At 70.3% G+C, this 24378-nt stretch carries 2 protein-coding genes; both read left to right on the forward strand.

Annotation, left to right across the window (positions count from 1 at the left end):
* Positions 1-91 precede the first annotated feature (91 nt).
* Positions 92-13003: a non-ribosomal peptide synthetase gene (locus IX761_RS04980; protein WP_194788519.1), complete on the forward strand. Its 12912-nt coding sequence runs from the start codon at positions 92-94 to the stop codon at positions 13001-13003.
* A complete protein-coding gene (locus tag IX761_RS04985; RefSeq protein ID WP_194788520.1) occupies positions 13000-24360 on the forward strand; it encodes a non-ribosomal peptide synthetase in 11361 nt (3786 codons plus the stop codon). Before IX761_RS04980 ends, IX761_RS04985 begins: the two co-directional genes overlap by 4 nt.
* Positions 24361-24378: the final 18 nt, after the last annotated feature.

Here is a 24378-nt window from a genome sequence, read left to right on the forward strand (position 1 = left end):
GCATTGTCCCCCCTTCCCCTGTCAGCCCCATCCCCCCCGATCCATTAGCTTCACGACCACTTCATTGACTGGCAAAGCAGGATGCTTACCCATGCCCCTGAGCGAATTGATGGCTGTGCTCTCCACCCGTGCGATCCGTCTGCAGCGTGACGCCGACGACCTTGTGGTGCTGGGCGCCGACGATGCCCTGGACGACGACCTGTGGCAGGCCCTGGCCGACCACAAGGCAGCGCTGCTGGCACTGCTGGCCGGGCAGGGCGACGACTGGGTGAGCCCGGCGCTGCGCATCACGCCGGACATGCTCGGACTGGTGGACCTGGACCAGGCCGCCATCGACCGCATCGTCGCCACGGTGCCGGGCGGCGCGGCCAACGTGCAGGACATCTACCCCCTGGCGCCGTTGCAGGAGGGCATGCTCTACCACCACCTCAGCGCCCGCACCGGCGACCCGTACCTGTTGCAGGCGCAGCTGCGTTTCGCCAGCGCCGCGCACCTCGAGGCATTTTGCGAAGCGCTGCAGTGGGTGATCCAGCGCCACGACATCCTGCGCACAGCGCTGGTCTGGGAGCGCCTGGACGAACCGCTGCAGGTGGTCTGGCGCGAGGCGCCGCTGGTGTGCCAGGCAGTGCCGCTGGACGGCCCGGGCGATGCCCTGGCGCAATTGCGGGCACGCTTCGACGCCCGCACCTTCCGCCTCGACCTGGGCCAGGCGCCGCTGCTGCGCCTGGTGCACGCACCGGGGGCGGGGGGCGAGGTGGCTGGCCTGCTGCTGTTCCACCACACGGTGATGGACCACGCCGCGCTGGACATCGTGCGCCACGAGCTGCACGCCCACCTCACCGGCCAGACCGGGCAGCTGGGCGCCGCAGTGCCATTCCGCGACCTGCTGGCCGAAGCGCGCCTGGCCCGCGACGACGCGGCGCAGCAAACGTTCTTCAGCGAGATGCTGGCCGACATCGACGAGCCGACCCTGGCCTTCGGCCTGCCCGAAAGCGAGGGCCTTGAAGTCGAGGAGGCCCGGCATACGTTGCCCCGTGAGTTGAGCCTGCGCCTGCGGGCGATGGCGCGTCAGCTCGGGGTCAGCCCGGCGAGCCTGATGCACCTGGGCCTGGCGCGGGTGCTGGGGGTGTTGTCCGGTCGCGAGGCGGTGGTGTTCGGCAGCGTGCTGCTGGGGCGCATGGAGGCTGGCGCGGGGGGTGAGCAGGCGCTGGGCCTGTTCATCAACACCCTGCCGCTGCGCGTGGATGTCGGCGCGACGGCGGTGCGCGACGGGCTGCTGGCCACCCACCGGCGCCTCACCGGCCTGCTCGGCCATGAACAGGCATCCTTGGCCGAGGCCCAGCGTTGCAGCGGTGTGGCCGCGCCGACCGCGCTGTTCAACACGGTGCTCAACTACCGCCACAGCGCCGCCGGCGATGCCGCCGAGGTGATCGACGTGGCGCCGGGCATCAGCGTGCTGGGCGCACAGGAGCGCACCAATTACCCGCTGACCCTGAACATCGATGACCTGGGCGAGGACTTCCGTATCACCGCGCTGGTGGCTGAGCCCCTCGGCGCGCAACGGGTCGCTGGCTATCTTGCGCACACCCTCGGGCAGCTCGTCGAGGCGCTGGAGCAGGCGCCGAACACGGCCCTGCATGAGCTGCCCGTGCTGCCGCCTGCGGAACGCGAGCAACGGCTGCACAGCTGCAACACCCCACAGCTGGCGGCACCGCTGACGCCCTTGCTGCACCAGCGTTTCGAAGTACACGCCGAGGCGCGCCCCGAGGCCACCGCGCTGATCTTCGAACAGCAGACTCTGAGCTATGGCGAGCTCAACCGCCGCGCCAACCAGCTGGCCCACCGCCTGATCGGCCTGGGCATTGGCCCTGACCAACGGGTGGCGATTTGCGTCGAGCGTGGCCCGGCGATGATCGTCGGCCTGCTCGGGGTGCTCAAGGCCGGCGCCGCCTATGTACCCATCGACCCCGCCGCGCCGGCCCAGCGTATCGCCTTCACCCTGGCCGACAGCGCGCCGCGGGCCGTACTCAGCCAGGCCGACTGCCTCGCGCTGCTGGGCACGCCGTCGGTGCCGGTGATCGACCTGGACGACCCTACGCTTGCCGATGAGGCCCACGGCAACCCACGGCCGCAGGGCCTGTTGCCCTCGCACCTGGCCTACGTGATCTACACCTCCGGCTCCACCGGCCTGCCCAAGGGCGTGATGGTCGAGCATGGCAATGCCAGCCGCTTGTTCAGCGCCACCCACGACTGGTTCGGCTTCAACCCGCAGGACGTCTGGGCGCTGTTCCATTCGTTCGCCTTCGACTTCTCGGTTTGGGAGATCTGGGGCGCGCTGGCCTACGGCGGCCAGTTGCTGATCGTGCCGCAGCGCATCAGCCGCGCTCCCGATGAGTGCTACGCGTTGCTGTGCCAGAGCGGCGTAAGCATCCTCAACCAGACCCCCAGCGCGTTCCGCCAGCTGATCGCCGCCCAGGGCCGCAGCACCCTGCAGCATTCGCTGCGCCAGGTGATCTTCGGTGGCGAAGCGCTGGAGCCGGGCACGCTCAAGCCCTGGTACGCACGCATCGACAACGCCGGCACCCGCCTGGTGAACATGTACGGCATCACCGAGACCACCGTGCACGTGACCTACCGCCCGTTGCAGGCCGCCGATGCCCAGCTGCTCGGCGCAAGCCCCATCGGCATGCGCATCCCCGACCTGCGCCTGTACGTGCTCGATGCCCGGCGCCAACCGGTGCCGGCGGGTGTCGCCGGCGAGCTGTATGTCGGTGGCGCGGGGGTTGCCCGGGGTTACCTGAACCGTGACGCACTGACCGCCGAGCGCTTTATCGCCGACCCGTTCGTGGCGGGCGGGCGCCTGTACAAGACCGGTGACCTGGCGCGCTGGGCCGCCGACGGCAGCCTGGACTACCTGGGCCGCAACGACGACCAGGTGAAGATCCGTGGCTTCCGTATCGAACTGGGTGAGATCGAGGCCCGCCTGGCGGCTTGCCCCGGTGTGCGTGAAGCCGTGGTGCTGGCCCGCCGCGACAGTGCCGGCGAGCCGCGCCTGGTCGCCTGGTGGCTGGCCGAGACGGGCGCCGCGCCCAGTGCCAACACACTGCGCCAGGCGCTGCTCGCGGACCTGGCCGAGTACATGGTGCCGGCCGCCTTCGTGCGCCTGGACAGCTTCCCGCTGACCGGCAACGGCAAGCTTGACCGCAAGGCGCTGCCCGAGCCCGATGGCCAAGCCTTCGCCCGCCGCGTTTACGAGGCCCCCGAGGGCGAGACGGAGCAGCGCATCGCGCAGCTCTGGCAGCAACTGCTGGGCATCGAGCAGGTCGGTCGGCATGACAATTTCTTCGAACTGGGTGGCCATTCGCTGCTGGCGGTCAAGCTGGTCGAGCGCATGCGTCAGCACGACCTGGCCGCCGATGTGCGCGTGCTGTTTGGCCAGCCGACCCTGGCCGCGCTGGCCGCCACGGTCAGCCCGCACGCCGCGCAGCCGGTGCCGGCCAACCGGATCCCGTCCGGCTGCACCCGCATCGAGCCGCACATGCTGCCCCTGGCCGAACTCGACCAGGCCGCCCTCGACGACCTGGTGACGCGCATCCCCGGCGGCAGCGCCAACGTGCAGGACATCTACGGCCTGGCACCCTTGCAGCAGGGCATCCTCTACCACCACCTGGCCAGTGCCGGGGCCGACCCCTATGTGCTGCGCGCGCGCTTCGCCTTCGCCGGCGACGCCGAGCTGCGCGGCTTCGTCGCCGCCCTGGACGCGGTGATCGCCGAGCACGACATCCTGCGCACCAGCCTGCACTGGGCCGGGCTGGAGGAGGCCGTGCAAGTGGTGCACCGCCAGGCGCAGCTGCGCGTGGTCGAGCAGGCCGACCTGCAGCGCCTGGACCTGACCCAGGCACCCTTGATGCAGTTGGTGCGCCACACCGAAGGCGAGCGGCTGGAGGCGACCCTGCTGCTGCACCATATCCTGCTCGACCACACCGCCGTGGAGCTGCTGGTGGCCCAGGTGGGTGCGGTGTTGCAGGGCCGTGCCCTCGAGCTCGACAGCGTGCCGTACCGCCACTACGTGGCCCGCGCCCGCCTGGGCGCCGACCCGGCGGCGGACGAGGCGATGTTCCGCGAACTGCTGGGCGATATCGACGCGCCGACCGAGGTGTTCGGCCTGCGCGATGTGCAGGGCGACGGCGTTGCCGTGCGCGACAGCCACCAGGCGCTGGATGCCGCGCTGGCCGGGCGCCTGCGGGTGCAGGCCCGGCAACTGGGGGTGAGCCTTGCCAGCCTGGTGCACCAGGCCTGGGGCCAGGTGCTGGCCCAGTTGAGCGGGCGCGACGAGGTGGTGTTCGGTACTGTGCTGCTCGGCCGCCTGCAAGGCGGCGCCGGGGCCGACCGGGCGCTGGGCATGTTCATCAACACCCTGCCGCTGCGGGTGAGCGTCGATGGCCTAAGCGTGGCCGAGGGCGTGCGCCGCACCCACCAGCGCCTGGCGCGGCTGCTGGGGCATGAACAGGCTTCGCTGGCCCAGGCCCTGCGTTGCAGCGGCGTGCCGGCTGCGCAGGCGTTGTTCACCAGCCTGCTGAACTTCCGCCACAGCACGCCACGGGCGGCGGGTGATGGCCTGGGTTGGGCCGGTATCGAGCTGCTGGCATCGCGCGAGCGCAGCAACTACCCACTGGTGGTCAACGTCGATGACCTCGGCGAAGGGCTGGCACTGACCGTACAGGCAGTGCCCCAGGTCGATGGCGGGCAGGTCTGCGCGCTGCTGGCCTGCGCCCTGGAACATCTTGCCCAGGCATTGGAACAGGCCCCCGGCAGCGCCCTGCACAGCGTCAGCAGCCTGTCATCGGCCGAGCGCTACCGGGTGTTGCAACGCTTCAACGCCACTGAGCGCGACTACCCGCGCCAGCAACCGCTGCATGCACTGTTCGAGGCCCGCGCCGCAGCCGCGGCTGATGCCGTGGCGGTGATTCATGGCCAGCGACAGTGGCGCTACGGTGAACTCGACCGCCACGCCAACCGCCTGGCCCGCCATCTGCTGGACCTGGGCCTGCGCCCCGGCGAGCGGGTGGCGCTGCTGCTGCCGCGTGGGTTCGACTTGCTGGCCGCGCAATTGGCTGTGAGCAAGTGCGGTGCGGCCTACGTGCCGCTGGATACCCATGCGCCCGGCGAGCGCCTGGCGCGGATGCTCGACGACTGCGGCGCCGCGTTGCTGCTGACCCACACCGACCAGCCAAGGCTGGGCCTTGGCCTGCGGGTCGAACTGGACACGCTGGCGTTGGACGCCTACCCCGACCACCTGCTGGATATCCCGGTGGCCGCGCACGATGTCGCCTACGTCATGTACACCTCTGGCTCCACCGGCACGCCCAAGGGGGTACAGGTGCCGCACCGAGCCATTGTCCGCCTGGTCATCAACAATGGCTTCGCCGACTTCAGCGCCAGCGACCGGGTGGCCTTCGCCTCCAACCCGGCCTTCGACGCCAGCACCCTGGAGGTCTGGGCACCGTTGCTCAACGGTGGCGCCGTGGTGGTGATCGACCAGCATCAGGTGTTGGCGCCGCACAGCCTGGGGCAGGCGCTGCTCCACGGCGGTGTGACGGTGCTATGGCTGACCGCCGGGTTGTTCCACCAGTACGCCGGCGAGCTGCTGCCGATCTTCCGCACCCTGCGCTACCTGATGGTGGGCGGCGACGTGCTTGACCCGGCGGTGGTCGCCCGGGTGCTGCGCGACGGCGCGCCACGGCACCTGCTCAATGGCTACGGTCCCACCGAGGCCACCACCTTCAGCACCACCCACGCGATCGTCGCGGTGGGCGAGGGTGCCATCCCCATTGGCCGGCCAATCGGCAACAGCCGCTGTTACGTGCTCGATGCCCGCCAACAGCCGCTGCCGGTGGGCGCGGTGGGCGAGCTGTACCTTGGGGGGGACGGGGTGGCCCTGGGGTATCTCGGCCAGCCGCAACTGACCGCCGAGCGCTTCCTCGACGACCCGTTCAGCACAGTCCCTGGGGCGCGCATGTACCGCAGTGGCGACCGGGTCAGCTGGCAGGCCGATGGCACCCTGCGCTACCACGGGCGCAGCGACCAGCAGGTCAAGCTGCGGGGCTTCCGTATCGAACCGGGCGAAATCGAGGCGCGCCTGGCTGCCTGCGCGGGGGTGCGTGACGCCGTGGTGCTGGTGCGCGAGGACGTGCCGGGCGACAAGCGCCTGGTGGCGTATTTCAGTGCCGAGGGCGAGGCCCCCGCGATCCATGCGCTGCACGAGCAGTTGCAGGGCCAGTTGCCGGACTACATGGTGCCGGCGGCCTATGTCGCCGTGGCCCAGTGGCCGTTGACCGCCAACGGCAAGCTCGACCGCAGCGCCTTGCCGGCGCCCGACCAGGCCGCCGTGGTCAGCCGCGCGTTCGCCGCGCCGCAAGGGGACGTGGAAACCGCCCTGGCGCAGATCTGGGCCGAGCTGCTCAAGGTCGAGCGGGTCGGCCGTCACGATCACTTCTTCGAACTTGGCGGCCATTCGCTGCTGGCGGTGACCCTGGTGGAGCGCATGCGCAAGGCCGGCCTTGGCGCCGACGTGCGTGTGCTGTTCGCCCAACCGACCCTGGCGGCCCTGGCCGCAGCGGTGGGCAGCGGCCGTGAAGTGCAGGTTCCGGAGAACCGCGTGCCCAGCGATGCCCGGCAGATCACCCCGGCCATGCTCAGCCTGATCGACCTCGACCCGGCCGCCATCGCACGCATCGTCGCCACGGTGCCGGGCGGGGCGGCCAACGTGCAGGAAATCTACCCCCTGGCGCCGTTGCAGGCGGGCATCCTCTACCACCACCGCAGCGCCGCCCAGGGCGACCCGTACCTGCTGCAATCGCGCCTGGCCTTCGACAGCCTCGAACGCCTGCGGGCCTGGGCCGGCGCCTTGCAACAGGTCATCGACCGCCATGACATCCTGCGCACCGCGCTGTTGTGGGAGGGCCTGGACGAACCGGTACAAGTGGTGTGGCGCCAGGCCCGCCTGGCCGTCGATGAGGTCGCCGTGGAGCCGGCGGCATCGACCCCGGCCATCGACCAGTTGCAGGCCCGTTTCGACGCCCGCCAACAGCGTATCGACCTGGGCCAGGCGCCGCTGTTGCGCCTGGTCTACGCCCACGACCCGGTCAATCGCCAGGTGGTGGCGATCCTGCTGTTCCATCACCTGGCCCTGGACCACACCGCCATGGACGTGGTCGGTGCGGAAATGCAGGCGCTGCTGTTCGCCGGCGGTGCGGGGCTGGGCACGCCGGTGCCATACCGCAACTATGTGGCCCAGGCCCGCCTGGGCGACGACCCGCAGCGCCATGAGGCGTTCTTCCGCACGATGCTCGGCGATGTCGAGGAACCGACCCTGCCGTTTGGCCTGCACGATGTGCAGGGTGAAGGCCATGGCATCGAGGAGGCGCGCCTGGCACTGGACGCCAGCTTGGCCCGGCGCCTGCGCGAACAGGCGCGGCGCCTGGGCGTGAGTGCTGCCAGCGTGGCGCACCTGGCCTGGGCACGGTTGTTGGGAGTGCTGGCCAACCGCAGCGACGTGGTGTTCGGCACCGTATTGATGGGGCGCCTGCAAGGCGGCGAAGGCGCTGACCGGGCGCTGGGGGTGTTCATCAACACCCTGCCGCTGCGGGTCGACACCACGGCGCCGGTGGAGGCCGCTGTGCGCGCCACCCACATCGGGTTGTCGGCGCTGCTGGGGCACGAGCATGCCTCGCTGGCCCTGGCCCAGCGCTGCAGCGCCGTGCCTGCGGGCCTGCCGCTGTTCAGCGCCTTGCTCAACTACCGCCACAGCGCCGCCGACGCGCGGCGTGACGGCGAGGGCATCTGGCAGGGCGTGCGCCTGCTGGGCGGCGAGGAGCGCAGCAACTACCCACTGACCCTGAGCGTCGATGACCTGGGCGAAGGCTTCGACCTGGCCGTGCTGGCCCTGGCCGGCATCGGTGCCGGGCGTGTCGCCGGCTGGATGGCCACCGCCCTGGGGCAACTGGTGCAGGCGCTGGAGCAGGCGCCGCACACCCCGGTCGAGTGCCTGTCGATGCTGGCCGAGGCAGAGCGCGAGCATCTGCTCGTCGAATTTAATGACACCGCGCGCCGCTACCCTGAGGGCCACACCGTACACGCCCTGTTCGAGGCCCAGGCCGCCCGCACGCCCCAGGCCCGCGCCGTGGTGCAGGGCGAGGAGGTCATCGGTTATGCCGAACTGAACCGCGCCGCCAACCGCCTGGCCCATCAGCTGATAGCCCTGGGTGTGCAGCGGGGCGCGCGGGTGGCGTTGTGCCTGCCGCGTACCCCGCAGCGCCTGGTGGCGTTGCTGGCGGTGCTCAAGGCCGGCGCCGCCTATGTGCCGGTGGACCCGGCTTACCCGGCCGAACGCATCGCCTACCTGTTGCAGGACAGCACGCCGGCCCTGGTGCTGGCCGAGTCGGGCAACCCGCGCCTGCCTTACGGCATCGCCCGCCTGGACCTGGATCACGGCGGCTGGCATGGCGCACCCGAGCATGACCCGCAGGTGCCCGGCCTGAGCGCCGACGACCTGGCCTACGTGGTCTACACCTCCGGCTCCACCGGGCAGCCCAAGGGGGTGATGGTCGAGCACCGGACCTTGGCCAACCTCATCCATTGGCACGCCGAAGCCTTTGCCCTGCGGGCAGGCAGCCAAGTGTCCAGCGTCGCAGGCTTCGGCTTCGACGCCATGGCCTGGGAAGTGTGGCCGGCGTTGTGCGCCGGCGCCGTGCTGCACCTGCCGCCGGCCGAGGTGGCGGGTGAGGATGTCCAGGCGCTGCTGGACTGGTGGCGGGCCACCCCGCTGGAGGTCAGCTTCCTGCCTACGCCGCTGGCCGAGCAGGTGCTGCGCGCAGGCAGCGGGCACCCGACCCTGCGCACCCTGCTGACCGGCGGTGATCGCCTGCGCCCCATCAGCGCCGACCCAGGCTTTGCCGTGGTCAACAACTACGGCCCCACCGAAACCACCGTGGTGGCCACCTCCGGCCAGGTGGCGGCGGGCGCCATGGCGCACATCGGCCGGCCGATCGCCAACACCCGGGCGTATGTGCTCGACGGCCAGCGCCAGCCGGTGCCGGTGGGCGCGGTGGGCGAGTTGTACATCGGTGGCGCCGGGGTCGCCCGTGGCTACCTGAACCGCCCGGACCTGACCGCCGACCGCTTCTTCGACGACCCGTTCGCCCCCGGGCGCATGTACCGCAGTGGCGACCTGGTGCGCTGGCAGGCCGACGGCACCCTGGACTATGTGGCGCGCAACGATGACCAGGTGAAGGTGCGCGGGGTGCGGGTCGAGCTGGGCGAGATCGAGGCGGCGCTGGCGGCCGTGCCCGGGGTGGCAGATGCCGCCGTGCTGGTGCGTGGCGAGCGGCTGTTGGCCTGGTACTGCGCGGCCGGTGAAGTGACCACCGACGCCGTACGCCAGGCGTTGCAGGCGAGCTTGCCTTCGCACCTGGTGCCGCAAGCGTTCGTTCGCCTCGACGCCTTGCCCCTGACGCCCCATGGCAAGCTCGACCGCCGCGCATTGCCCGACCCTGACCCGACGAGCCTGGCGAGCCAGGCCTACGAGGCCCCGCAAGGCGAGCGTGAGGTCGCCATGGCCCGGGTGTGGGCCGCGGTGCTGGGGGTGGAGCGGGTAGGGCGCCATGACAACTTCTTCGAGCTGGGTGGCCATTCGCTGTTGGCCGTGAACCTGATCGACCAGCTGCGCCAGCAGGGGTTGGAGTGCGATGTGCGGCTGCTGTTCAGCCAGCCGAGCGTCGCCGCCCTGGCCGCCACGCAGGAGGCGGTTCGCCAAGTGGTGGTGCCGGCCAACGGCATTCCTGCGGGTTGCTCCCACATCACCCCGGACATGCTCGGCCTGGTGGACCTCGAGCCCCGACACATCGAACGCATCGTCGCCAGCGTGCCGGGCGGCGCCGCCAATGTGCAGGACATCTACCCCCTGGCGCCGTTGCAGGAGGGCATTCTCTACCATCACCTCAGCGCCGACGGCAGCGACCCCTACGTGCTGCAATCGCGCCTGGCGTTCGCCAGCGAGGCGCGCCTGCACGGCTTCGTCACTGCGCTGCGCAAGGTCATCGCCCGGCATGACATCCTGCGCACCTCGGTGCTGTGGGAAGGGCTGCCACAACCGGTGCAGGTAGTCTGGCGCCAAGCCGAGCTGCAGGTGAGCGAGCAGCCAGGCGCGCCTGAGCAATGGCTCGACCTGGCCCAGGCACCGCTGATTCGCCTGTACTTCAGCCGTACTCCAGGCAGCCCGCGGATCCTTGCCACCCTGCAATTCCACCATACGGTGCTCGACCACACGGCGTTGGACGTGGTGCGCGCTGAAATGCTCGCTCACCTCGACGGGCGGGACGCGCCACTGCCAACGGCGGTGCCCTACCGCAACTACGTGGCCCAGGCACGCCTGGGTGTCAGCGAAGCCGAGCACCAAGCGTTCTTCCGTGCACAGCTGGGCGCTATCGACGAGCCGACCCTGCCTTATGGCCTGAACCCGCTGCACGGGGTGGCCGGTGCTATCGAAGAAGCACAGGTAATGTTGCCCGCCGCCCTGGAGCGCCGGCTGCGCGAGCAGGCCCGCAAGCAAGGTGTGGGCACCGCGAGCCTGTTGCACCTGGCCTGGGGGCGCCTGCTGGCGGCGGCCAGCGGCAAGGCGACGGTGGTGTTCGGTACCGTGCTGCTCGGCCGGATGCAAGGCGGGGCCGGGGCCAGCCATGGCCTGGGCATGTTCATCAACACCCTGCCGCTGCGCCTGGACCTGGGCGAGGTAGGTGTGGGCGAGGCGGTGCGTGCCACCCATCAACGTCTGAGCGCGCTGCTGGCCCATGAGCACGCCTCGCTGGCGCAGGCCCTGCGCTGCAGCGCGGTGGCCGCGCCACAACCGCTGTTCAGCGCGATGCTCAACTACCGCCACGGCGAGGCCGACAGCCAGGTGCAGCGCGATGCCTGGCAGGGCATCGAAACCTTGGCCAGCGAGGAGCGCACCAACTACCTGTTCAGCCTCAACGTCGACGACTTCGGCGATGGCCTGCGCCTGACCGCGCAGGTACCCGGGCAGGTCGGTGCCGGGCGAATCTGCGGGCAGATGCGCGTTGTGCTCGATGGCCTGGTTCAGGCCCTGGAGCAGCAGCCGATGCTGCCGGTGCAACGGATTGGTGCCTTGCAGCCCGAGGAGCGCGAACGTCTGTTGGTTGGCTACAACGCCACGACGGTCGACTACGACCTCGAGCAGACCGTGCACGGCCTGATCGAGGCCCAGGTGCAACGCACCCCCGAGGCCATCGCCGTGCGTGCCGAAGAGGGGCAACTGAGCTTCGCCCAGCTGAACGCCCAGGCCAACCGCCTGGCTCATCACCTGATCGCCCTGGGGGTGAAAGCGGACGACCGCGTGGCGATCTGCGTCGAGCGCGGGCTGTCGATGGTGGTGGGGCTGCTGGCGATCCTCAAGTCCGGCGGTGCCTACGTGCCGGTGGACCCGGACTACCCGGCCGAGCGCATCGCCCACATGCTCACCGACAGCGCCCCGGTGGCGGTGCTGGTGCATGCGGCTACCCGCCACGTCCCGCAGGGCCCGACAGTGCCGTTGGTGGACCTGGACAACGATGCCTGGGCGGCGTTGCCTGCGAGCAACCCGCAAGTGGCCGGCCTGACCCCGCGCCACCTGGCCTATGTGATCTACACCTCCGGCTCTACCGGCCTGCCCAAAGGGGTGATGAACGAGCACCGGGGCGTGGTCAACCGCTTGCTGTGGACCCAGCAGGCTTACGGCTTGCAAATCGACGACGTGGTGCTGCAGAAAACCCCGTTCAGCTTCGACGTGTCGGTGTGGGAGTTCTTCTGGCCGTTGCAGACCGGCGCGCGCCTGGTGATGGCCCGCCCCGGCGGGCACAAGGACCCGGCCTACCTGCGCCAGGTGATCGCTGCCGAGCAGGTCACGACCCTGCACTTCGTACCGTCGATGCTCGATGCCTTCCTCGCCCACGGCGGAGCCGAACGTGCAGCGCTCAAGCGCGTGCTGTGCAGCGGCGAAGCCTTGCCCGGCAGCCTGGTGCGCCGGTTCAAGGCACAGCTGGCCGGGGTCGAGCTGCACAACCTGTACGGCCCCACCGAAGCGGCGGTGGACGTCAGCGCCTGGCACTGCGCCGAGCCGCTGGAGCACACGCCGGACAACACCCCGATCGGCAAGCCGGTGGCCAACACTGAGTTGTACGTGTTGGACGCCCATGGCCAGCCGGTGCCGCAGGGCGTGGCGGGTGAGCTGTATATCGGTGGGGTGCAGGTGGCGCGGGGCTACCTCAACCGCGCCGAGCTGAGCGCCGAACGCTTCCTCGACGATCCGTTCACCCCGGGTGGGCGGCTGTACCGCACCGGCGACCTGGCACGCCACCTGAGCGACGGCACCCTCGAATACCTCGGCCGTAACGATGACCAGGTGAAGATCCGCGGCCTGCGCATCGAGCTGGGCGAAATCCAGGCTGGGCTGACCCGCCTGGACGGTATCCAGGAAGCCGCCGTGCTGGCGCCGGAGATGCCGCCGGGCGAGCGTCGGTTGGTGGCCTACTACACCGGCCAGGTACAACCGGTGGAGGTGCTGCGTGCGGCGCTGCTCAAGCACCTGCCGGAGTTCATGGTGCCGGCGCTGTTCGTGCACCTGGAGGCACTGCCGCTGAGCCCCAACGGCAAGCTCGACCGCAAGGCGCTGCCGCTGCCGGGCGCCGAGGCCCTGGCCAGCAAGCCTTACGAGGCACCGCAAGGCGCTACCGAACAAATGTTGGCCGAGGTCTGGGCCGAGCTGCTGGGGGTGGAGCGGGTAGGGCGGCACGACAACTTCTTCGAGCTGGGCGGCCACTCGCTGCTGGCGGTGACCCTGACCGCCCGCCTGCGCGAACAGGGCCTGGAGGCCGACGTGCGCGCGCTGTTCGAACACCCCACCGTGGCCGGCTACGCAGCCATCACAGACAGAATGGAGATCGTCCTGTGAGCATTGAACGACTACTGGCCACCCTGGCCGCCAACGATATCCAGCTGGCCCTCAAGGATGGCCAGCTGGCGGTGCAGGGCAATCGCCAGGCGCTGAGCGACCCGCAGCTGGTGGCGCAACTGCGCGAGCACAAGGCCGCGTTGATCGCACGGATCGCCAGCGGCGACTACCAGCCCGGCACGCGTGGCGCCGTTGAGGTGCCGGCCAATGGCATCGCGGCCGATTGCACGCACATCACCCCGGCCATGCTGACCCTGGTCGACCTCGACCAGCCCAGCATCGACCGCCTGTTGGCGACTATCCCCGGCGGGGCCGCCAACGTGCAGGACATCTACCCGCTGGCGCCGCTGCAATTGGGCATCCTCTACCACCACGCCAGCGCCGCCGGCAGCGACCCCTACGTGATGCGCGCGCAGTTCGCCTTCGCCGACCGCCAGCGCCTGGAGGCTTTCACCGAGGCCCTGCGTGGGGTGATCGCCCGCCACGATATCCTGCGCACCTCGGTGCATTGGCAGGGGTTGGAGCAACCGGTGCAGGTGGTGTGGCGCAAGGCCGAGCTACGGGTCGAAGAGGGCCAGGACGATGACTGGATCGACCTGACCCAGGCGCCGCTGATCCGCCTGCGCTACACCGTCCAGCCCGACAGCCCACGGATCCTCGCCAGCCTGCACTACCACCATATCGCCCTGGACCACAGCGCCCTGGACGTGGTGCGCCACGAGTTGCAGGCGTTGCTGCGCGGCGAGGGCGAGGTACTGGGTACGCCGGTGCCGTTCCGCAACCATGTGGCCCAGGCTTGCCGGGGTGTCAGCGAGGCCCAGCACGAGGCGTTCTTCCGCGCCATGCTCGGTGACCTGGAAGCGCCGACCCTGGCCTATCAGCTGCAGGATGTGCAGGCCGACGGCGGGCAGAACCGTGAATACCACCTGGCCCTGGACGCCGGCCTGTGCCGACGCATTCGCCAGCAGGCCCGGGCCCAGGGTGTCAGTGTGGCCAGCCTGTTCCACCTGGGCTGGGCGCAGGTGCTCGGGGCCCTGACCGGGCAAGGCAGCGTGGTGTTCGGCACCGTGCTGATGGGCCGCCTGCAAGGCGCCGAAGCCACCGAGCGGGCGCTGGGTATCTTCATCAATACCCTGCCGCTGCGGGTCGAGCTGGGCGGGCAAGCGGTTGCCGCCGCACTCAAGGCCACCCACCAGCGCCTGGCCACGCTGATGCGCCACGAGCATGCGCCGCTGGCCCTGGCCCAGCGTTGCAGCGGCGTGGTGGCACCGACGCCGTTGTTCAACAGCCTGTTCAATTACCGCCATGGCGCCGTCGAGGCCGGTGAGCAGGCGCGCGCGGCCTGGGCTGGCATCGAGGTGCTGCACTCCGAGGAGCGCAGCAACTACCCGCTGACCCTGAGTGTCGACGACCTGGGCGAGGCGTTGCACCTGACCCTGCTGGCCAGCCCGCAAGTGCCTGGGGAACGGGTCTGCGCCTACCTGCGCCAAGCCATGCTCGGTGTGCTCGATGCCCTGGAGCATGATGGGCAGGCCGCGCTTCACAGCCTGTCAGTGCTGCCGCTGGAAGAGCGCACGCTGCTGCTGGAAGGCTTCAACGCCCATGGCCACCCACATGAGCTCGAACTGCCGGTACACCGCTGGGTGGAGCGCCAGGCACTGTTGCAACCCGAGGCCATCGCCGCCACCTGCCAGGGCCAGCAGCTGGACTACGCCACCCTCGACCGCCGGGCCAACGCCTTGGCCCACCGACTGATCGAACTCGGCGTGCGCCCCGATGCGCGGGTGGCGGTGGTGGCGCGGCGTGGCCTGGACACCCTGGTCGGCCTGTTGGCCGTGCTCAAGGCCGGCGCCGGCTACGTGCCGGTCGACCCGGCGCACCCCGACGAGCGCATCGCCTACCTGCTGGCCGACAGTGCGCCGCAGGTGGTGCTGACCCAGCAGGCCCTGCGCGGGCGCCTGGGGGCCGTGCAGGTGCCGCTGCTGAACCTGGACAACCCCGACTGGCCAGCCCGCGACCACAGCCCGCGAGTCGAGGGCCTGGGCGCCGCCCACCTGGCCTACGTGATCTACACCTCCGGCTCCACCGGCCTGCCCAAGGGGGTGATGGTCGAACACCGCACCCTGGCCAACCTGGTGGGCTGGCACTGCCGCGCCTTTGGCCTGTGCCCGGGCCGGCACACCTCGAGCCTGGCCGGCTTCGGTTTCGATGCCATGGCCTGGGAGCTGTGGCCGGCCCTGTGCAGCGGCGCGACCCTGCATATCGCGCCACCTGCCGAGGCCAACGAGGACCTCGACGCGTTGCTGGGCTGGTGGCAGGCGCAGCCGCTGGACGTGAGCTTCCTGCCCACGCCGGTGGCCGAGCACGCCTTCAGCCAGCAACTGGGTCACCCGACCTTGCGCACCCTGCTGGTCGGCGGTGATCGCCTGCGCCCGTTCCAGCGTGGCCAGACCTTCACCGTGGTCAACAACTACGGCCCCACCGAAACCACCGTGGTGGCCAGCTCCGGCGTGGTCGAGGCCGGCGGTGTGCCGCACATCGGTGCGCCGGTGGACAACGCCCGGTTGTACGTGCTGGACGGGCAACGCCAGCCGGTGCCGCTGGGCGTGGCCGGCGAGCTGTACATCGGCGGCGCGGGCGTTGCCCGGGGTTACCTGGGGCGCCCGGAACTGACCGCCGAACGTTTCCTCGACGACCCCTTCGCCCCCGGGCGCATGTACCGCACCGGCGACCTGGTGCGCTGGCTGGCCGACGGCACCCTGGACTACCTGGGGCGCAACGATGACCAGGTGAAGATCCGTGGCGTGCGCATCGAACTGGGCGAGATCGAAAGCCGCCTCAATGGCCTGCCGGGCATCCACGAAGCATTGGTGCTGGCCCGTGAGGACCAACCGGGCCAGCCACGGCTGGTGGCTTACTTCACCGCGCAAGCTGGGGTCGAGGCGGCGGCGCCGGCGCGGTTGCGCGCGCAGTTGCAGGCCCACCTGCCGGACTACATGGTGCCGGTGGCCTTCATGCGCCTGGACGCGTTGCCGCTGACCGCCAACGGCAAGCTCGACCGTCGGGCGCTGCCGGCGCCTGACCGTGCGGCTCTGTTCGAGCGCGCCTACGAGGCGCCGCAAGGCGAGCTGGAAAGCAGCCTGGCGCAGCTCTGGAGCGAGCTGCTGCAGGTGGAGCGGGTCGGGCGCCGCGACCACTTCTTCGAACTGGGCGGGCATTCGCTGCTGGCCATGCGCATGGTGGCGCAGGTGCGCCTGCGCCTGGGCGTGGAACTGCCGCTCAGTGCCCTGTTCGCCAGCGCTGAGTTGGCGGCCGTGGCCCACTGCCTGGCCGATGCCGGGCGCAGTACCTTGCCGCCGATCCTGCCACTGGCCGGCGAGCAGGTGCTGCCATTGTCGTTCGCCCAGCAGCGGCTGTGGTTCCTGGCGCAGCTGGAGGAGGCCGGGCAGGCCTACCACATTCCGTTGGCCCTGGGGCTGCGTGGCGTGCTGGATGCCGAGGCGCTGGAGCGTGCGCTGCTGCGCAGCGTCGAGCGCCACCAGACCTTGCGCAGCCGTTTTGTCGCCGAGGGCGAGGTGGTGCGGGTGCTGATCGACGCCACGCCAGCACCTGGCTGGCTGGTGCACGAAGACCTGCACGCCGAGCCGTGGCGCCTGGCCGAACGCCTGGGCGAAATGGCGATGCAACCGTTCGACCTGGCGCGCCAATTGCCGCTGCGCGCCAGCCTGCTGCGCCTGGCCGACGACCACCATGTGCTGGCCCTGACCGTGCACCATATCGTCGCCGACGGCGGCTCGCTGGCGGTACTCACCGCCGAGCTGTCGCAGCTGTACCCGGCCCTGCGCCAGGGCCTGGCCGACCCGTTGCCGGCACTGCCGGTGCAGTACGCCGACTATGCGGCGTGGCAACGGCGCTGGCTCGATGGCGAGGTGCTGCAACAGCAGGCCGACTACTGGCAGCGCACCTTGGCTGGGGCACCGGCGCTGCTGACCCTGCCCTGGGACCGGCCGCGCCCGGCGCGCCAATCGTTCGCCGGCGCCCACCTGGCGATCCGCCTGGAGCCGCGCCTGAGCGCCGGCCTGCGGGCCCTGGCGCTGCGCCATGGGGCAACCTTGTACATGCTGTTGCTGACCGCCTGGGCCAGCCTGCTGGCGCGCCTGGCCGGGCAGCCGGAAGTGGTGATCGGTTGCCCGGTGGCCGGGCGTGACCAGGCCGAGCTGGAGGGCTTGGTGGGGTTGTTCGTCAACACCCTGGCACTGCGTATCGACACTGCTGGCGCCGCCAGCACCGAGGCCTTGCTGGGCCGGGTGAAGGCGCAACTGCTGGCCGCCCAGGCCCACCAGGCGCTGCCGTTCGAGCAGGTGGTCGAGGCCGTGCGCCCGGCGCGCAGCCTGGCCCATGCGCCGCTGTTCCAGACCACCCTCAACTGGCTGCCGGGCAGCCTGGGCGAGCTGACCCTGGATGGCTTGCGCCTCGAAGGCGTGGCGCAGGCGGGGCAGGTGGCCAAGTTCGACCTGTCGCTGAACCTGGCGGAGCAGGGCGAGGCGATCGTCGGGGCGCTGGAATATGCCACCGCGCTGTTCGACGAAGACAGCGTGCGGCGCTATGCCGGGTATTTCGAGCGGTTGTTGCAAGCGATGGTGGCCAATGACCAGGCCGAGCTGGCCCAGGTGGACGTGCTGACCGATCAGGAGCGCGAATGCCTGTTGGTTGGCTACAACGCCACGGCGGTCGACTACGACCTCGAACAGACCGTGCACGGCCTGATCGAGGCCCAGGTGCAACGCACCCCCGAGGCCATCGCCGTGCGCGCCGAAGAGGGGCAATTGAGCTTCGCCGAGCTGAACGCCCAGGCCAACCGTCTGGCCCACTACCTGATCGACCTGGGGGTGAAACCGGACGACCGCGTGGCGATCTGCGTCGAGCGCGGGCTGTCGATGGTGGTGGGGCTGCTGGCGATTCTCAAGGCTGGCGGCGCCTACGTGCCGGTGGACCCGGACTACCCGGCCGAGCGCATCGCCCACATGCTCAGCGACAGCGCCCCGGTAGCGGTGCTGGTGCATGCGGCCACCCGCCAGGTGCCGCAGGGGCTGGCGGCACCGGTGGTGGACCTGGACAGCGAGGCCTGGGCGGCGTTGCCCGCGAGCAACCCGCAAGTGGCCGGCCTGACCCCGCGCCACCTGGCCTATGTGATCTACACCTCCGGCTCCACCGGCCTGCCCAAGGGGGTGATGAACGAGCACCGGGGTGTGGTCAACCGCCTGCTGTGGACCCAACAGGCTTATGCGCTGACGCTTCAAGACGTGGTGCTGCAGAAAACCCCGTTCAGCTTCGACGTGTCGGTGTGGGAGTTCTTCTGGCCGTTGCAAACCGGCGCGCGCCTGGTGATGGCCCGCCCCGGCGGCCACAAGGACCCGGCCTACCTGCGCCAGGTGATCGCTGCCGAGCAGGTCACGACCCTGCACTTCGTGCCGTCGATGCTCGATGCCTTCCTCGCCCACGGCGGAGCCGAACGTGCAGCGCTCAAGCGCGTGCTGTGCAGCGGCGAAGCCTTGCCCGGCAGCCTGGTGCGCCGGTTCAAGGCACAGCTGGCCGGGGTCGAGCTGCACAACCTGTACGGCCCCACCGAAGCGGCGGTGGACGTCAGCGCCTGGCACTGCGCCGAGCCGCTGGAACACACCCCGGACAACACCCCCATCGGCAAGCCGGTGGCCAACACCACGTTGTACGTACTGGACGCCCATGGCCAACCGGTACCGCAAGGGGTGGCCGGCGAGCTGTACATCGGTGGGGTGCAGGTGGCGCGGGGTTACCTCAACCGCGCCGAGCTGAGCGCCGAACGCTTCCTCGACGACCCGTTCACACCGGGCGGACGGCTGTACCGTACCGGCGACCTGGCACGCCAACTGAGCGACGGCAACCTCGAATACCTCGGGCGCAATGACGACCAGGTGAAGATCCGCGGCCTGCGCATCGAACTGGGCGAAATCCAGGCCGGGCTGACCCGCCTGGACGGTATCCAGGAAGCCGCCGTGCTGGCACCGGAGATGTCGCCGGGCGAGCGTCGGCTGGTGGCCTATTACACCGGCCAGGTACAACCGGTGGAGGCGCTGCGTGCGGCGCTGCTAAAGCACCTGCCGGAGTTCATGGTGCCGGCGCTGTTCGTGCACCTGGAGGCCCTGCCGCTGAGCCCCAACGGCAAGCTCGACCGCAAGGCGCTGCCAGTACCAGGTGCCGAGGCCCTGGCCAGCCGACCCTACGAGGCACCGCAAGGTGCCACCGAACAACTGTTGGCCGAGGTCTGGGCCGAGCTGCTGGGCGTGGAGCGGGTAGGGCGGCACGACAACTTCTTCGAACTGGGTGGCCACTCGCTGCTGGCCGTTACCCTGGTTGCCCGTTTGCGCGCCAAGGGCCTGGCGGTGGATATCCATGTGCTGTTCGCCGAGCCCAGTCTCGCAGCGCTGGCTGCCACGGTCGCGGCCGGCCAGGCCACCACGGTGCCGGCCAACCGCATCGGCGCCCATTGCCAGCGCATCACCCCCGAGCTGCTGCCACTGGTGGCCCTCGACCAGCCTGGCATCGACGGCATCGTCGCCCAGGTAGCCGGTGGCACGGCCAATGTGCAGGACATCTACCCGCTGGGGCCGTTGCAGGCCGGGATTCTCTACCACCATCTGGCCAACTCCGAGGCGGCCGACCCCTACCTGTTGCAGGTGCGCTTCGCCTTCCGTGACGCCGCGCGCTTGGAAGCCTTCACCGCAGCGTTGCAAACGGTGATCGGGCGTCACGACAGCCTGCGCAGTGCCCTGCACTGGGAGGGGCTCGACAGCCCGGTGCAAGTCGTGTGGCGCACCGTCCAGCTGCCGGTTCGGCACGTGCAGGTGCTGGACGATCCGGCGTTCGCCCGCATGGACCTGACCCAGGCGCCGCTGTTGCGCCTGCTGCATGCCCAGCCGGCCGATGATGGGCGTATCGAGGCCACCTTGCAGTTCCACCATGGGGTGATGGACCACATCGCCCTGGAGGTGCTGGTCCATGAGCTGCAGGCGGTGCTGCTCGGTGAACCCGAGCGCCTGCCGACACCCGTGGCGTACCGCGATTACATTGCCCAGACGTTGCAGGCCGAGGCAGGGCAGGCCGCCGAGGCGTATTTCCGTGAGCAGCTGGGCGATATCGACGAGCCCACCCTGCCGTATGGCCAGCAGCGCCCCCATGGCCACGATGCGCCGCGCCAGGCGCAGGTGCAGCTGGACGCGGCGCTGTGCCGGCGCATCCGTGAGCAGGCCCGTGAAGCAGGAGTGAGTGCCGCCAGCCTGATGCACCTGGCCTGGGCCCAGGTGCTCGGCCAGTTGTCCGGGCGCGACAGTGTGGTGTTCGGCACCGTGCTGCTGGGCCGCCTGGCGGGTGGCGAGGGCAGCGAGCAGGGGGTGGGGGTGTATATCAACAGCCTGACGCTGCGCGTCGACCTGGCGGGCGTGACTGCCGGCCAGGCGCTGCGGGCCACCCACCAGCGGCTCAGCGCATTGCTGCGCCACGAGCATGCGCAACTGGCCCTGGCCCAACGTTGCAGTGGCTTGCCGGCCGGGGCGCCGCTGTTCAGCGCGCTGCTCAACTATCGCCACGGCGGCGCACCGTCTGGTGACGCGATGGCCTGGCACGGCATCGAGCTGCTCGAGGCCGAGGAGCGCAGCAACTACCCGCTGGCGTTGAGCGTCGACGACCTGGGCGATGGCTTCACGCTGACGGCGCAAAGTGATGAGGGCATCGATGCACGGCGCCTGTGCGGCTATATGGAGCAGGCCCTGCTGGGGCTGTTGCAGGCGCCGGAAACGGGCCTGGACGGCTTGTCGATAGTGCCGCCTGCCGAGCGTGAGCGGTTGCTCGACACCTTCAACGCCACCGATTGTGACTATCCGCGCGACCTGCCCGTGCACCGCCTGTTCGAGCAGCGGGTCGCCCTGCATCCGTTGGCCGTGGCCGCTGTGGAAGGTGAGCGGACGTTGCATTACGGCGAGTTGAACGAACGCGCCAACCGCCTGGCCCATTACCTGATCGGCCAGGGCGTGCAGCCCGGCGAGGCGGTGGCGATCCTGCTGCCGCGCTCGCTGGACCTGCTGGTGGCACAGCTGGCAGTGGCCAAGTGCGCGGCGGCGTATGTGCCGCTGGACATCAACGCGCCAGCCGAGCGCCAGGCCTTCATGCTTGGTGACTGCCAGGCCGTGGCGCTGCTGTGCCACGCCGCCGACTCGGTGCCCGGCGCGACCCGGCGCATCGAGCTGGACCGCCTGGCCCTGCACGCACAGCCCGCACACAATCCGGGCCTGGCCCAGGGCGGCGACAGCGTCGCCTACGTGATGTACACCTCTGGCTCCAGCGGCGCGCCCAAGGGCGTGCGCACCCCGCATCGGGGCATTGCCCGGCTGGTGCTGAACAACGGCTACGCCGACTTCGGCGAGCACGATTGCGTGGCCTTCGCCGCCAACCCGGCATTCGACGCCAGCACCGTGGAGGTGTGGGGGGCGTTGCTCAATGGCGGGCGGCTGCGGGTGATCGACCCGCCGACCCTGCTGGCGCCTGAGCGGCTGGCCGAAGTGCTGGGCGAGGTGAGCGTGATGTTCCTGACCACCGCGCTGTTCAACCAGTACGTGCAGCTGATCCCCGAGGCCCTGGCCGGCTTGCGCATCCTCATGTGTGGCGGCGAGCGCGGCGAGCCACAGGCGTTCCGCCGGCTGCTGGCCGTGGCCCCGGGCCTGCGCCTGGTGCATTGCTACGGGCCCACCGAGACCACTGGCTACGCCACCACCAGCGCGGTGCGCGAGGTGCCGGAGGGCAGCGACAGCGTGCCGATTGGCCGGCCCATCGGCAACACCCAGGTGTACGTGCTCGACGCCCACGGGCGGCCGTTGCCGGTCGGCGTGGTCGGTGAGCTGTACATCGGTGGCGAGGGTGTGGCCCTGGGTTACCTGAACCGCCCTGAACTGAGCGCCGAGCGCTTTGTCGACGACCCGTTCGGCAAACGGCCCGGCGGCCGGCTGTACCGTACGGGCGACCTGGGCTACTGGCGCGAGGACGGCCAGCTGGAGTGCCTGGGGCGCAATGACGACCAGGTGAAGATCCGCGGTTATCGCATCGAACTGGGCGAGATCGAGCAGCAGATGGCGAGCTGCCCGGGCATCGGTGAAGTGGTGGTCCAGGCCTTGCGCCTGGATGAAGGGCCGCTGCGCCTGCTGGCCTGGTTCAGCAAACGCGACGCAAACCTGGATGCCGAGCAACTGCGCGACTGGTTGCAGGCGCGCCTGCCGGAATACATGGTGCCGGTAGCCCTGGTCGGCCTCGACAGCTTGCCGCTGAACAACAACGGCAAGGTCGATCGGCGACGGCTGCCGGTGCCTGACCTGGGCGCTATCGCCCAGGCTCGCTACGAGGCACCGGTATCGCCCCTGGAGCAACAGCTGGCGCAGGCCTGGGGCGAGGTGCTGGAGGTGGCGCGGGTAGGGCGCCGGGACAACTTCTTCGAGCTAGGCGGGCATTCGTTGAGTGCCATCCGCCTGGTCAACCGCCTGGGCCAGCAGGGCCTGGCGACCACCCTGGCCGAGTTGTTCCAGCACCCCTGCGTGGCCGCGCTGGCCCAGGCCATGGGGCGTGAAGCAGCAGCACCGGCCGGGTTGGTGACCGTGCGTGGCGAGGGGACCGAGCCTGCGCTGTTCCTGATTCATGAATTCAGTGGCCTGGACGTGTATTTCCCGGTGTTGGGCCGGCACCTGCCCGGGGACTTCCCGATCTACGGGGTGCCGGGGATCGCCCTCGACCAGCCGCAGCCGCGCACCCTGGAGTGCCTGGCGGCACGGGCCATCGAGCGTATCCGCGCGGTGCAGCCGCAAGGGCCGTATCGCCTGGCCGGCTGGTCGTTCGGTGGGGTGCTGGCCTATGAGATCGCCGCGCAGTTGCTGGGGATGGACCAAACCGTGGGCTTCCTGGGTTTGATCGACAGCTTCCTGCCGCGCCTGACCGACCAGGGCAAGGCGCGCTGGCAAGGGTCGCGCCTGCTGGAGCGTCACTTGCTGCTGCACTGCACCCAGTACTGGCAAGCCCAGGGCGCGGCCGGGCAGGTGCAGTTGGCCAAGTTGCAGGTGCTGGAGCGCCAGGGCCTGGGCTTTGATGCACTGCTGGCGGCGTGCCGTGATCAGCAACTGCTCTATAGCGCGTTGGCAGAGGCCGAGGACGACGCGCTGCGCCGCTTCCTCGAACGCGAGCTGGCCCATGGGCATGCCCTGGCCCATTACCGGGTCGAGCCGTTGGGCATGCCGGTGCACGTGTTCTGCGCCGTGCACCGCAGTGGCGCGAGCCCGGCCGAGGGCTGGGGGCGGGTGTTGGGGCTGGAGGCGCTGCGGGCGATCGCGGTACCGGGCGATCACCAGAGCATGATGCAAGCGCCTCACGTGCAGGCCCTGGGCCAGGCGCTTGGCGAGGCGCTGGCCCTGGCACCGGTACCCGCCGCCGTGCCTCATCAACCTTTGGTGGCGATTCAGAGCGGGCAGGCGGGGCATGCGCCGGTGTTCTGCGTGCCGGGGGCCGGCGACAGCGTCACCCGCTTCGTCGGCTTGGCCGAGGCGCTGGGCCAGGGCTGGCCGGTGTATGGCCTGCAAGCCCGTGGCCTGGAGGGCGCCAGCGTGCCGCATCGCCGGCTCGAGGCGGCGGCGGACTGCCATGTGCGCGCGCTCCAGGCGCTGTACCCGCAGGGGCCGCTGCACCTGGTGGGGCATTCGTTTGGCGGCTGGGTGGCCCATGCCATGGCCTGCCAGCTACAGGCGGCGAGCCGCGAGGTGGCTTCGCTGACCTTGATCGATAGCGAAGCACCAGCCGGCGACGGTGTGTGTGGCCGGCCCTACACCACGACCGAGGCGTTGCAGCGGCTGGTCGAGGCGCTGCAACTGGGCAGTGGCAAGGCCTTGGGGATCGACGCGCAGGGCTTTGCCGACGCCGACGATGACGCGCAATTGCGCCAGTTGCATGCGGCCATGCAGCAGGCAGGGTTGTTGCCGGCCCGGGCTGGGGTGCAGGCATTGGCCGGCACGCTGCGCACCTTCGCCGCCGCGTTGCGCACCGAGTACCGCCCCCAGGGCGTGTACCACGGGCCGGTGAGCCTGGTGCTGGTGGCCGACCCGACCCTCGATGCCGCCGGTAGCCAGCGCGAGCAGGCGGCGATGCGCGCGGGGTGGCGGCGCTTGTTGCCACAGTTGGGGGTGTGGGACGGGCCGGGCGATCACTACAGCATCCTCAAGGCGCCGGATGTGTTGAGCCTGGCGGCCTGGTGGCATGACGGGGAGGCCAGGGTGCGGCAGAAGGTCAACGATTGAGCCGTGGGAGCGGGCTTG

This window comes from Pseudomonas sp. UFMG81 (assembly GCF_015354575.1).
Taxonomy (GTDB): domain Bacteria; phylum Pseudomonadota; class Gammaproteobacteria; order Pseudomonadales; family Pseudomonadaceae; genus Aquipseudomonas.